This is a genomic window from Algoriphagus sp. SE2, from assembly GCF_039563885.1.
Taxonomy (GTDB): domain Bacteria; phylum Bacteroidota; class Bacteroidia; order Cytophagales; family Cyclobacteriaceae; genus Algoriphagus.
This window is the reverse complement of the sequence record NZ_JBCLWJ010000003.1, coordinates 41,314-53,470: the sequence shown is the minus strand read 5'-3', so window position 1 is coordinate 53,470 and position 12,157 is coordinate 41,314. Positions and strand designations below refer to the sequence as shown.

Sequence of the window (12,157 nt, the reverse complement as noted above, 5' to 3'; positions counted from 1 at the left end):
AGGTGATAAAGGATCCTCTCCTACAGCCAGATATTCCCTACCAAGAAAATAGAATAAATTGCTTGATTCGTTTCTTTTTACAATGAAAGGAGATGATGGAAGTTGAATTCCCCCTAGCTGAACTGGCTCCAGTTTTCCATTAATATCGGTAAAAACCCCATTTTCGAAAAAAAAGAATGTCCTTCCTTGAATAAGCTCGTTGATAGAGCCCAATTGACCATATTTTGCATAAGCTCGATCAATTAATACTTTTTCATTATTTTCATTGGTCCAATGCAATAATTGATACTTGGTATCCAAATAGAATTTTTTGTTTTTACCTTTTCCAATGGTAAAAAAACTAATTCCCGAGCTAAACTTATCCCGAAATTGAACTTCCATATCTATAAATTCCCACTCCCCGTACCCCCCTTTAATGAGACGCGGCATTCCTGTAGAATTATAGAGCCAAACGATCCCATCGTCATCAATATGAATTGAAACTCTATAGTTGAATTCCTTTAAAACAGAGTCAGGAAGTGAAAAAGTCTCTATACCATCAGAAAAGTAAACCCCCATGGGAGTTGAAAACCACATCCTTCCTAAACTGTCTTGATCTATTTGCAAAACATTCTGCACAGGGAGCTTAACACCCCTCAGTTGAGCGTTATATTTGAAATTCTGGGCCCTAGCTAAGTTGGATAAACCAAAACAAATGATCAGAGAAAGAAAGAATTTCATTTTATAGGTGTACTTTTGAAGCCTAAGATATAAAAAGTATTTCGTCGTCAAATTACCTAGATAATGTTCTTCATTTCTTTTGTCAGCGACCTGATTCTTTTATTTTTGTGCCAAACTTTAGAAATCGCATCATGAGTGTACTAGTAAATAAAAATTCCAAGGTGATCGTACAAGGGTTCACCGGGTCAGAAGGCTCTTTTCACGCACAGCAAATGATCGAGTACGGAACTAACGTAGTCGGTGGTGTAACTCCGGGAAAAGGTGGATCCACTCATTTGGATAAACCTGTTTTCAATTCTGTAGAAGAAGCTGTCCATAAAACTGGAGCTGATACGTCCATCATTTTTGTTCCGCCAGCTTTTGCAGCTGACGCAATTATGGAAGCTGCAGATGCAGGTATCAAAGTAATCATTGCTATCACTGAGGGTATTCCTGTGGCTGATATGATGAAAGCTAAACCTTACATCGTAGAAAGAGGAGCCACTTTAATTGGACCAAATTGCCCAGGCGTTATCACTCCAGGGGAGGCAAAAGTTGGAATTATGCCTGGCTTCGTATTCAAAAAAGGAAAGATTGGTATTGTTTCAAAATCTGGTACTTTGACTTATGAAGCAGCTGATCAGGTTGCAAAAGCTGGATTAGGTGTCTCTACAGCAATTGGTATTGGCGGTGATCCAATCATCGGGACTTCTACAAAACAAGCTGTTCAGTTATTAATGGAAGATCCAGAGACCGAGGCTATCGTCATGATCGGTGAGATCGGTGGTAACTATGAAGCTGAAGCAGCAAAATGGATCCGAGAGACTGGAAACAAAAAACCTGTAGTAGGGTTCATCGCAGGACAAACCGCACCTCCGGGAAGAAGAATGGGCCATGCCGGCGCCATAATTGGTGGAGCAGATGATACTGCAGCTGCAAAAATGAGAATCATGAGAGAAAATGGAATTCACGTAGCAGAGTCTCCAGCAGAGATCGGTGCTACAATGGCGAAAGCTTTGGGCGTAGATGCTTAATTAATAAAAGATATCGGATTTTTGATGTCAGTATTTAGATAACCGCTTCGATTAATTTCGGGGCGGTTTTTTTGTTCTCTCAATTTAATCACACGTGATTCTTAAATTATTTTTTCTAATTTCCTTTAAACTTCCAACAGAATAAATTTTCAGAAATTATGATTATTCCTTCCCGATCATTCAACAGGTGCTTATTTCTCTTTTTGCTTCTCTCGACTCCATTTCAGTCATTTTCACAAGAAGAAATACAAGTCAAAAAGTTTGAATTTGAAAAAGGAAAATCGTCCACTGTGATTAAAGGGAAAATAAAAGGGTATCAAACAATAGATTATGTTATCAATGCGAAAGAAGGGCAAACCTTGGATATAAAATTCACTAGTTCGAATTCTTCTAATTATTTCAATCTGATGGCTCCTGGAGAGGATTATGTCGCATTCTCCAATTCATCAATGGATGAAAATAACTTTCATGGGATTTTAGAAAAAAGTGGGGATCAAAAAATCAGAGTCTATCTCATGCGAAGTGCAGCAAGAAGAAATGAAACTGCTGATTTTACTCTTGAAATCTCAGTTAAAGCAGGAAATTAGGAATACCGGTAACTTTTCAACCTATCCTCATCAAATTCAGGATAGCTTTTTGATTTCATTTCTGATTTAAGCTTTAAAAATCTACCTTTGCCGCTTCAATTCATATAATTATGATTTCAGTAGATAACGTAGCGGTAATTCACAGCGGCTCCACTCTCTTTAGCAATGTTTCTTTTGCCATTAATGAAACAGACAAAATCGCTTTGATGGGCAAAAACGGAGCTGGTAAATCGACCCTTCTAAAGATCATTGCCGGTCAAACTAAACCTTCTTCTGGATCCGTATCTGCGCCTAAAGATTTTGTTATTGCTTACTTACCACAGCATTTATTGGCTACAGATGATTGTACGGTAATGGAGGAAACTTCCAAAGCTTTTGCAAGCTATCTAAATATGAAATCAGAAATTGACCGGATCAATGAAGAACTGACAGTGAGAACTGATTATGAGTCCGAGGATTATTACAAATTGATTGAGCAGGTTTCTGAATTGAGTGAAAAATTTTATGCCATTGAGGAAGTTAATTATGAGGCAGAAGTTGAGAAAGTACTTTTGGGTCTTGGATTCGAACGGGAGGATTTTACCAGATTGACTTCGGAGTTTTCTGGAGGATGGAGAATGCGGATTGAATTGGCAAAAATCCTTTTACAAAACCCTGATTTAATTTTACTTGATGAGCCTACAAACCACCTTGACATCGAATCGATTCAGTGGCTTGAAGATTTCCTGATGACTAAAGCCAAAGCTGTTGTTGTTATTTCACATGATAGAGCATTTGTAGACAACATCACAACTCGCACCATAGAGGTGACAATGGGCCGTATTTACGATTACAAAGCTAAATACAGTCATTACCTTGAACTCAGAAAAGAGCGTCGCGAGCAGCAGCAGAAACATTACGAAGAACAACAGAGAACGATTGCTGACATACAGGGATTCATAGATCGTTTCAAAGGAACCTATTCCAAAACGCTGCAGGTGCAATCCCGAGTAAAAATGCTTGAGAAAATGGAAATAATTGAAGTGGATGAAGTGGATACTTCAGCTTTAAAACTTCGATTCCCTCCTTCTCCTAGATCCGGTAATTACCCTGTGATTGTAGATGAAATGAGCAAAAGCTATGATGATCATATAGTTTTTAAAAATGCTTCAATGACTATAGAACGCGGTCAAAAAGTCGCTTTTGTTGGAAAAAATGGAGAGGGAAAATCTACAATGATCAAAGCGATTATGGGAGAAATTGATTTCGAGGGGAAGTGCGAGTTAGGCCACAATGCAATGATTGGTTACTTCGCCCAGAATCAGGCCTCTCTACTTGATGAAACCTTAAGTATTTTTGAAACTATCGACCAAATCGCTGTTGGTGAGGTTAGAACGAAAGTCAAAGATATCTTAGGCGCATTCATGTTCAAAGGTGACGATATCAATAAGAAAGTAAAGGTTTTATCTGGTGGAGAAAAGACACGTTTGGCGATGGTCAAACTCCTTTTGGAGCCGGTGAACCTATTGATTCTAGATGAACCAACCAACCACTTGGACATGAAAACCAAAGACATCATCAAAGATGCTTTGAAGGCTTTTGATGGAACTTTAGTTGTTGTATCTCACGATCGAGATTTTCTTGATGGGTTGGTTACCAAGGTCTTCGAGTTTGGAAATAAGCGCGTGAAAGAACACTTCGAGGATATCAATGGATTTTTAAGAAATAAGAAAATTGAAAATCTAAAAGAGGTGGAACGCTAAAATTCGCTATTAGGAAAACATTTCATAAAGCTCGTTTTTGTGAGAAATTCTAGCAAAAACGAGTACGTTTATTTCAATGAAAAGCCCTATTCGGTAGTTACCTTTTTTTATTCTAAATACATTTTTAAATCCTGCCAATTTTTTCAAGGTTCCTATTTCTGATAAAAACTTGGCCTTTTCACAAACCTTGATCATTTGCGAAATTTCTATTTTGTCCTGCTCATCAGAAATTTGTTCAAGGTCTTCCAAAAATGATTTTAAAAATCTAGTCTTCATGTTGCAATAGCTTCTTTAAAACCTCTTCTTTTGGGATTTCCACGTCACGCTTCACTTTCACCATCAAATGTGAAAGACCTAAATCCTCCTTTTCTTCGGCCGTAATAATTTTATACCTAGCACCCAACTTAGCTAATAACTCAGATATAAAATTGAGTTCCTTTTCGTTTTTAGGATTAATTAAAATGGAGTTCATGTCGTCCTAATTACAAAAATTATTCCTTCATTATCATTTAGTTAATCTTGATAATAGAAGGAATATCAGTGAAGAAATCTAGGGTATTTTCACACAGTTTGGGGGAGTCAGCACCAAAAAACTACAATCCAAATACTCTGGGTAACCAAAGAGAAATCTCAGGGAATATCATGATTAAAACTAAAGCCAAAATCATGGCGAAGAAAAATGGCAACAATGGCTTAATCACTTTTTGAATCGTTGTTTGTGCAATCCCCACTCCTATGAAGAGTACAGAGCCAACTGGCGGCGTACAAAGTCCGATACAAAGATTTAGTACCATCATAATTCCGAAATGAACCGGATCAATTCCTAAAGAAGTTACAACAGGCAAGAATATCGGAGTAAAAATTAAAACTGCTGGAGTCATATCCATGAAAACTCCCACAAATAGTAGCAGCACGTTAATCATGATTAGAATTACAAAGATATTATCACTTAATGAAAGAAGTGAATTGGAAATGCTTTGTGGAATTTCTTCGCTAGACATTACCCATGACATTGCCATAGAAGTAGCAATAAGAAGCATGACCACTGCGGTTGTCTCTGCTGATTTCAAAAGGACGGCTGGAAGATCTTTAATTCCTATTTCATTGTAGACTAGGGTGAGTACCAAACTATAGACTACCGCTATCGCAGATGCCTCAGTTGCGGTAAAAACACCTCCGATTATACCTCCAATAACAACCACCAAAAGAAAAAGGCTTGGAATAGCATGCCAGAAGGTGATAAATAAATGCTTAAAAGTAGTCGTCTCACCTGATGGTAACTTTTTAATTTTAACCATCACCGCAGCAGTAATCATCAACAGTAATCCAACTAGAAGTCCTGGCAAATACCCTGCGACAAAAAGTGCTGCTATTGATACTCCTCCGGAAGCTAAAGAGTAAACGATAAGGACATTTGATGGAGGAATAATCAATCCTGTGGTAGAAGAAGTGATATTCACGGCCGCTCCCAGTTCTTTAGGATACCCCTCTTTTTCCATTCTTTTACCCAAAATCCCTCCCATTGAGGATGCTGCTGCTACGGCCGAGCCAGCAATCGCTCCCATTAACATCGCTGCTATGACATTTACATGCAATAAACCTCCAGGAAGCCTTCCTGTAAGGGCTTTTGCAAATTCAATCAATCGATTAGCAATTCCTCCCCGGTTCATAAGTTCACCGGCTAGAATAAAAAACGGAATTGCCAACAAAGAAAAACTATCCAGACCTGTCCCCATTCTTTGAGCCACAGTGGTAATAGCAGGCATACTTGCTACCGTTACCATCAATGTAAACATGCTGGAAAGACCTAAACTCCATGCAACAGGAACGCCAATACCTAAGAAGAATAGAAAAGATAAAACGAGTACTAATACACTAAGCGTTTCCATTATTCAGCGATTTTAATTGAGTGAGACAATTGAATAATAGAAACGATCTGGTAATAAGTCACCAAAACTCCACTAAAGGGAATTATCGAATATACGTAAGCCAGCGGAATCTGAAGGGTAGCTGATTTTTGCCCCAAAATAAAAGTAATGTATACTAAATTCGATCCGCCAATAACCATTACAACTATCGCAAAAAGCATAATACAAAAACTGATCAGAACCATTAATTTATTCTGAGCTTTTTCCTTGAGACTTGTCAATAAAATATCAATAGCCAAATGCTCATTTTTCCCAGCGACATAGGCTGCTCCAAGCATTCCAACCCAAATCATCATATACCGGGAGAGCTCATCAGTAAATGAGCTGGGATCTTTAAAAATATATCTTGAGGCAACTTGCCAAGTCACATTTATTACCATCAAAGCCATTAAAATGACCAACATATGGGAGATAATTTTATCGAGTTTGGATTTTGTATTTAATGAAAACATGTGAATCAATTTTTTGGGTTTAATTTATTTCACTTCCCGAATCGCTTGTACTATCTCATAAATTTCAGGTTGGTCAATTTTCAGTTGATCATAAACACCTTCTACAGCTTTTCTGAAAGGCTCTTTGTCAGGATATGTAATAGTCACACCGGCTTTTTCTAATTCCCGCATCGACTCAGCTGAAGATTCTTCCCAAAGTTTATATTCATAAATAGCGGATTCATCTGCCGCTTCTTGAACCCATTTTTGTTCCTCTTCCGTCAAATTATCCCAAACTTTGGTACTGATAATAACCACATCAGGAAGTGCCGTATGCTCATCCAAACTGTAAAATTTACAAACTTCGTAATGCTTTGAGGTGTATAAACTAGGAGGATTATTTTCGGCTGCATCTACAATTCCTTGTTGCAAAGCAGTATAGAGTTCCCCATAAGAAACGGGAGTAGGTGAGCTTCCCAAAGCTTTCACCATGTTGGAAGCAGTGACACTTTCCATTACCCTTACTTTAAGTCCAGCTAAATCTTCTGGAGTTTCTACAGGCTTGTCTTTCGTGTAAAAGCTTCTTTTACCTGCATCATAATAAGTTAATCCTCTAAGCCAATACTCCTCTCCGTCAAGTAACAATTGCTTTCCAATTGGACCTTCAAGAACTTTTCTTTGATGCTCATCATCGCGAAATAAATAGGGCATCCCAAATACCTGCATAGTCGGGGCAAAACCTTCCAATGCCGCTGCAGAAACTTTTGTCATTCCCAAACTTCCAATTTGAAGCAGTTCCAAAAGCTCTCTTTCTGAACCCAGCTGCTGATTGGGATATACTTTAACTCTAATTTTTCCATCCGATTTTTTCTCAATTTGCTTTGCCATAAAAAGCATGGCTTCATGAACTGGATGACTTGTAACTTGAGCATGCCCAAGTTTGATTACTTTAAAACCAAGTGGGGATGTACAGGAATAAGACACAAGTCCTAAAAAAATAAGAATAAGTAAAATAGGAAAGGTTCTCTTCATGGGTCTATTGTAACTAGTAGGTATTTAACAATAATAAGTCTTTCCTGACTTAGATACCTGATGATTTACGGAATCGTTTTAAAACTCCTGTTACACGGGTTATTTCTTATTCAAAAACCTAAAAAATAATTCAGGATTTATCTTTAAAAGGAAAATCAATTTTCTTTTCCAATTTTGAAGAGTGGTACATTGCCCGAATTAACTCCACTGATTTCCTGGCTGTTTTACCATCTACTGTCGGTGTTTTATTTTCCTCAATGTCTTTTAAAAAGAGTTCCCATTGCTTTAGATGTAATTGGTATCCTATAGCATTTGGATCAGAAGAACCTGAGCCTGATTCTGAATCACTATTTATTTCTGTGGGCTTTTCACCTTTGATATTCCAAGCAGTAATCTTTCCGGCTTCTAAAATCGCACTTCCTTCTGTACCAAAAATCTCCACTCTTTCAGGATATCCGGGATACAGAGAAGTTGCAGAGCTGACATTACCCAATGCTCCGTTTTTAAAATTCACTAGTCCCAAACCTAAGTCTTCCCCTTCTATAGGGTATAAAGTTGTTTGAACCTGTGCAAAAACGCTTTTGACATCTCCCATTAAATCTAAAAGCAGATCTATCGTATGAATTCCCTGATTTATTAAGGCTCCCCCTCCATCCGCAGCTAAGGTACCCTTCCATTTACTGGTTGAATAATACGCTGCATCTCTAAACCAGTTTACGTAGACATTTCCCATGATCAACCGACCAAATACACCTCTATCCACAGCTTTTTTGAGTTTTTGGTAATCCTCAGAAAATCTATTTTGGAAAATTACTGCTAACTGAACCCCATTCTCCTCACAGACCTGAATCAGTTCATCGGCTCTTGAAAGAGTGATTTCAATTGGCTTTTCTACCATGAGATGCTTACCAGCTTTTGCAGCAGCAAGGCCTGGCTCTAAATGCATTCCACTAGGAGTACAAATACATACAATATCTAAATCTGACAAATTTAAAAACGCATCAAAATCGGATAGAACGGGAGCGGGAAACTTTTCTTTTGCCAGCTCAGCACTTTTTTTATTTGGGTTAAAAAGAGCCACTAATTCGGCATGCTTTAATTCATCAATAGCTTGAGCATGCTTGATTGCAATTGAACCTGTTCCGATTATTCCTATCCCGTACTTTTTCATGATTCTAATTCCTTTAAAATTTGATTCCACACTTTTTTATCTATTGGAATCCCTTGTATTTTATTTTTCTTTCTGGTATTCAACACATTTTCCCCAGGGTAAAAGATCTTTTGTCCTTCAAATACTTTTGAACTTTTAAGATTCTCAATGATAGCATCGCATGTATGGTCGATCCATTTGTCCATCCTAAGTTTCAAAGGATCAAAACAAAGGAAAACTTGCGAAACACCGATTTCTGAACCTGTTCGATTTACCTGATGTGTACTGTCCCCTCCTGAAAGTGTCGCTGCTAGCATATCCAAAACCAAAGATAGACCAGCACCTTTCCACAATCCTGCCGGCAGAGCCATATCATTTTTTAAAATAGATTCAGGATCATTTATGAGATTACCATCCTCATCAAAACCTGCAGGAAAAGGTGCTTTTTTATTAGATCGTAAATAATTTTCAAGCTTTCCATATGCAAATTGAGACATAGCCATATCTAAAACTACAGGACCATTTTTTCTTGGGATTGCTATTACTAAGGGATTGTTCCCAAGTACTGGCTCACTCCCACCCCAAGCGGGCATATTAGGTTTGGTGTTAGTAAAGCAAATCCCGATTTTACCTGAATCCACGGCTTGCCAGCCAAAATTACCTCCACGCATCCAGTGGTTGGAATTTTTCAATGCTACACAACCGATTCCAAATTGTTCCGATATTTTGATAGCCCGAGACATAGCAAACTCAGCATTGAGATTTCCAACTCCAAGAAGGCCATCCCAACGTTCAAAAACACCTATGCTACCTTCCAGCTCTGGTTCATTGCTCGGATTAACATTCCCTACCCTGATAAATTCGATAAATTTGAGGAATTTATTTACCCCATGAGACCTGACTCCATCCAAATCAGCTTTTGCAAAAAGTGTTGCACAGGCTTCCGCCCGTTCGGATGATAATCCGTAAGATCTCAAAATAGTAGTTAAACTTTGACATATTTCTGAAAATGGAATCAGGATATCGCTCATTCTTCTTTTGCAAAAAGTAATAGAAAGTTCTCTACAAGTTAACTGGGCAATTCGAATTACCCAATTCCAAATTTAAATCATTGGATTAGCTCTTTTACAAAGCTGTAAACAAATACCCCATGGATCTCTAAGCATTACAAGATGAGATCCATCTTCCAATATATCATCTGAAAATTCAGTGGCCCCAGCTGCAATCAACCTAATTTTATCTGCCTTCGGATCTTCTGAAACTAAGGCCAAATGAACTGCAAGGGGGTGTAGTTTTTTAAACTCAAGTGTTTCTCCTTTAGGATTGCTGTAAAGTTCCAGCATCACTGTGCCACTATCATCTGCCAGAAAAGTCATGAATGGAGATTCTACCATTTTCTTTTTTACAGTAAGTCCTAAATGCTCTTCATACCAAAGAGCAGTAGCTTGGACATCGGGAACATTAAGGGCAAAGTGTTCAAATTTCATGTTGTAGGATTTTTTAATCAAAAAAAGAAAAGGCAATCGGTTGTATATTGAAAATATCGAGATAAGTAAAACTTAAAGTCACGTTTAATTTAAAAATCATTTTTAATCAATTAAAAGTAATGTGATTTTAATCAGCTTAAAGCCAAAATTATCTACAAAAAATGATTTTTTATATATCTTGTGCAAACGATTACACAGATTTTAAATGTCTATTTTAATAAAGACCAGATATTCATCACATCCAGAAGACTTCAAAAAATATCAAACTTCCGAAATCCGTGAAAAATTTTTAATCGAGGATTTATTCATTCCTGATAAAATCAGTGGGGTATATTCGATGGAAGACAGACTTATAGTTGGCGGGGTTCATCCAGTCAATTCTCCTCTTGAACTTAACTCTGTTGATCAGCTTAAATCTGATAACTTTTTGGATCGAAGAGAATTAGGGGTCATTAATGTTGGTTCAAACACCAGCATAGAGGTTGATGGAGAAATCATAGAACTGGCACAAAAGGAAGCATTATATATTGGAAGAGGAATAAGAAAAGTTGTTTTTCACCCATCCAAAACAGGAAAAACTTTTATTTATTTCAATTCTGCTCCTGCTCACAAAACCTATCCCACTAAAAAAATAAGCAGAGATGATTCTGAAGTAGTCACGTTGGGCTCATTAGAAAACTCGAATCATCGGACTATTTATAAACTTTTGGTGAATTCGGTTGTGAAAACCTGTCAACTTCAAATGGGAATGACTGAATTAAAGCCAGGCTCAGTATGGAATACGATGCCGGCTCACACCCATGACAGACGAATGGAAGCTTATTTTTATTTTGACCTGAAAGAGGAAAATGTAGTTTCTCATTTCATGGGTCAAGCTGAGGAAACGAGACATATTTGGATAAAAAATCACCAAGCAGTCATCTCACCTGTTTGGTCAATTCATAGCGGTTCAGGCACATCCAATTATTCTTTCATTTGGGGAATGGCTGGAGAAAACCTTGATTACAGTGACATGGATACGGTAAAACCTTCAGATTTAAAATGAAGATGAAGAAAGGAAAAACCACCATTCATGACATTGCAGGGAAGTTAAACGTGACTGCTAGCACAGTTTCCAGAGCATTAAATGACAATCCAAGGATTTCTGCCGCAACCAAGAAAAAGGTTTTAAAGGTTGCCAAACAATTAAACTACCAGCCAAATCATATCGCTTCGGCACTGAGAAGCGGTAAAAGTAGATTGATTGGTGTAATCGTACCCACAGCAAATAGGAATTTTTTCTCATCTGTTATCAGGGGAATTGAAGAAATAGCTACCACGCTCAACTATAGGATTGTCATTTCTCAATCCTATGATGAATTTGAAAAGGAAGTTCAAAACGTTGAGACATTATTGAATGCTCAAGTAGATGGGATTATAGCTTCAATAGGAAAAAGTACCGAAAACATTGAGCATTTTAGAAAAATCATAAACAAAGGAATTCCATTGGTTCTTTTTGATCGCGTTTCAAATAAACTAGAAGTAAGTCAGGTAATAATTGATGATTATTTAGGAGCATATCAAGCAGTTTCCCATTTGATTGAAAATGGAGCACGTAGAATTGTTCATTTCTCTAGTTCACAACGGATAAACATCTACAAGGAAAGAAAAAGAGGATATGAAGATGCGCTCAGAGACAATGGTATAAAAATAGATCCAGAGCTTATTTTGTATAGTAATATGCAATTAGAGGACGGGAGAGAAATGATGGAAAGGGTAATCAGCGAAGGGATCACATTTGATGCAGTTTTCTCCTCTTCAGATTATTCCATCATGGGAGCCATGCAAGTACTTAAAGAGCATGGTTTTAAAATACCACAACAAGTTAAATTAGTAGGTTTCGGGAATGAGCCATTTACTTCTTTTACTGACCCAACGATTACCACCGTAGATCAAAAAAGTATTCCAATGGGAAAGATTACTGCGGAGACATTTTTCGAATTAATTAATGATGAAAATTCTAATCCTATGACTAAAAAAACGATTTTAAAACCTGAATTAATAATTAGGGGATCTTCTCAATAGAAT

General features: G+C 37.4%; 13 protein-coding genes. 5 read left to right on the top strand and 8 right to left on the bottom strand.

Features of this window, described 5'->3' with window-relative positions:
- Positions 1–851 precede the first annotated feature (851 nt).
- The 3 genes from sucD to AAGF08_RS04385 all read left to right on the top strand — a co-directional run bounded on the left by sucD (position 852) and on the right by AAGF08_RS04385 (position 4,062).
- Positions 852–1,733 (top strand): succinate--CoA ligase subunit alpha, encoded by an 882-nt coding sequence (gene sucD / locus AAGF08_RS04395; protein WP_343509835.1) that lies wholly within the window; start codon positions 852–854, stop codon positions 1,731–1,733.
- A gap of 158 nt (positions 1,734–1,891) precedes the next feature.
- Positions 1,892–2,320, top strand: coding sequence for a hypothetical protein (locus tag AAGF08_RS04390; protein WP_343509833.1), 429 nt, complete (start codon positions 1,892–1,894; stop codon positions 2,318–2,320).
- A gap of 110 nt (positions 2,321–2,430) precedes the next feature.
- Positions 2,431–4,062: an ABC-F family ATP-binding cassette domain-containing protein gene (locus tag AAGF08_RS04385; protein ID WP_343509830.1), complete on the top strand. Its 1,632-nt coding sequence runs from the start codon at positions 2,431–2,433 to the stop codon at positions 4,060–4,062.
- A gap of 9 nt (positions 4,063–4,071) precedes the next feature.
- On the opposite strand, the gene AAGF08_RS04380 is transcribed toward AAGF08_RS04385, so the two are convergent.
- The 8 genes from AAGF08_RS04380 to AAGF08_RS04345 all read right to left on the bottom strand — a co-directional run bounded on the left by AAGF08_RS04380 (position 4,072) and on the right by AAGF08_RS04345 (position 10,090).
- On the bottom strand, positions 4,072–4,338 hold the full coding sequence (locus AAGF08_RS04380; protein WP_343509828.1) for a hypothetical protein: 267 nt from the start codon (positions 4,336–4,338) through the stop codon (positions 4,072–4,074).
- Positions 4,328–4,534 (bottom strand): hypothetical protein, encoded by a 207-nt coding sequence (locus AAGF08_RS04375; protein WP_343509826.1) that lies wholly within the window; start codon positions 4,532–4,534, stop codon positions 4,328–4,330. The genes AAGF08_RS04380 and AAGF08_RS04375 overlap by 11 nt, the downstream gene beginning before the upstream one ends.
- A gap of 121 nt (positions 4,535–4,655) precedes the next feature.
- Positions 4,656–5,951, bottom strand: coding sequence for a TRAP transporter large permease subunit (locus AAGF08_RS04370; protein ID WP_343509824.1), 1,296 nt, complete (start codon positions 5,949–5,951; stop codon positions 4,656–4,658).
- Positions 5,951–6,442, bottom strand: coding sequence for a TRAP transporter small permease (locus AAGF08_RS04365; protein WP_343509823.1), 492 nt, complete (start codon positions 6,440–6,442; stop codon positions 5,951–5,953). Before AAGF08_RS04365 ends, AAGF08_RS04370 begins: the two co-directional genes overlap by 1 nt.
- A 24-nt stretch (positions 6,443–6,466) precedes the next feature.
- Entirely contained in the window at positions 6,467–7,453 is a 987-nt protein-coding gene (locus AAGF08_RS04360) for a TRAP transporter substrate-binding protein (RefSeq protein ID WP_343509821.1), read from the bottom strand.
- 130 nt (positions 7,454–7,583) lie between these two features.
- Entirely contained in the window at positions 7,584–8,624 is a 1,041-nt protein-coding gene (locus tag AAGF08_RS04355) for a Gfo/Idh/MocA family oxidoreductase (RefSeq protein ID WP_343509819.1), read from the bottom strand.
- Complete coding sequence (gene yiaK / locus AAGF08_RS04350) at positions 8,621–9,634, bottom strand: 3-dehydro-L-gulonate 2-dehydrogenase (protein ID WP_343509817.1); 1,014 nt, start codon at positions 9,632–9,634, stop codon at positions 8,621–8,623. The genes AAGF08_RS04355 and yiaK overlap by 4 nt, the downstream gene beginning before the upstream one ends.
- 72 nt (positions 9,635–9,706) lie before the next feature.
- Positions 9,707–10,090 (bottom strand): VOC family protein, encoded by a 384-nt coding sequence (locus AAGF08_RS04345; protein ID WP_343509815.1) that lies wholly within the window; start codon positions 10,088–10,090, stop codon positions 9,707–9,709.
- A 205-nt stretch (positions 10,091–10,295) separates the two neighbouring features.
- Here AAGF08_RS04345 and kduI point away from each other — a divergent pair, with 205 nt between their 5' ends.
- Positions 10,296–11,135, top strand: coding sequence for a 5-dehydro-4-deoxy-D-glucuronate isomerase (gene kduI, locus AAGF08_RS04340; protein ID WP_343509813.1), 840 nt, complete (start codon positions 10,296–10,298; stop codon positions 11,133–11,135).
- Positions 11,136–11,137: 2 nt separating this feature from the next.
- Positions 11,138–12,154, top strand: coding sequence for a LacI family DNA-binding transcriptional regulator (locus AAGF08_RS04335; RefSeq protein WP_343510192.1), 1,017 nt, complete (start codon positions 11,138–11,140; stop codon positions 12,152–12,154).
- Positions 12,155–12,157 lie beyond the last annotated feature (3 nt).

Excerpts from the sequence above, each read along its gene's own strand:
- sucD (WP_343509835.1), top strand. The coding sequence starts at position 852 with ATGAGTGTACTAGTAAATAAAAATTCCAAGGTGATCGTACAAGGGTTC.
- AAGF08_RS04390 (WP_343509833.1), top strand. The coding sequence starts at position 1,892 with ATGATTATTCCTTCCCGATCATTCAACAGGTGCTTATTTCTCTTTTTG.
- AAGF08_RS04385 (WP_343509830.1), top strand. The coding sequence starts at position 2,431 with ATGATTTCAGTAGATAACGTAGCGGTAATTCACAGCGGCTCCACTCTC.
- AAGF08_RS04380 (WP_343509828.1), bottom strand. The coding sequence starts at position 4,338 with ATGAAGACTAGATTTTTAAAATCATTTTTGGAAGACCTTGAACAAATT.
- AAGF08_RS04375 (WP_343509826.1), bottom strand. The coding sequence starts at position 4,534 with ATGAACTCCATTTTAATTAATCCTAAAAACGAAAAGGAACTCAATTTT.
- AAGF08_RS04370 (WP_343509824.1), bottom strand. The coding sequence starts at position 5,951 with ATGGAAACGCTTAGTGTATTAGTACTCGTTTTATCTTTTCTATTCTTC.
- AAGF08_RS04365 (WP_343509823.1), bottom strand. The coding sequence starts at position 6,442 with ATGTTTTCATTAAATACAAAATCCAAACTCGATAAAATTATCTCCCAT.
- AAGF08_RS04360 (WP_343509821.1), bottom strand. The coding sequence starts at position 7,453 with ATGAAGAGAACCTTTCCTATTTTACTTATTCTTATTTTTTTAGGACTT.
- AAGF08_RS04355 (WP_343509819.1), bottom strand. The coding sequence starts at position 8,624 with ATGAAAAAGTACGGGATAGGAATAATCGGAACAGGTTCAATTGCAATC.
- yiaK (WP_343509817.1), bottom strand. The coding sequence starts at position 9,634 with ATGAGCGATATCCTGATTCCATTTTCAGAAATATGTCAAAGTTTAACT.
- AAGF08_RS04345 (WP_343509815.1), bottom strand. The coding sequence starts at position 10,090 with ATGAAATTTGAACACTTTGCCCTTAATGTTCCCGATGTCCAAGCTACT.
- kduI (WP_343509813.1), top strand. The coding sequence starts at position 10,296 with ATGTCTATTTTAATAAAGACCAGATATTCATCACATCCAGAAGACTTC.
- AAGF08_RS04335 (WP_343510192.1), top strand. The coding sequence starts at position 11,138 with ATGAAGAAAGGAAAAACCACCATTCATGACATTGCAGGGAAGTTAAAC.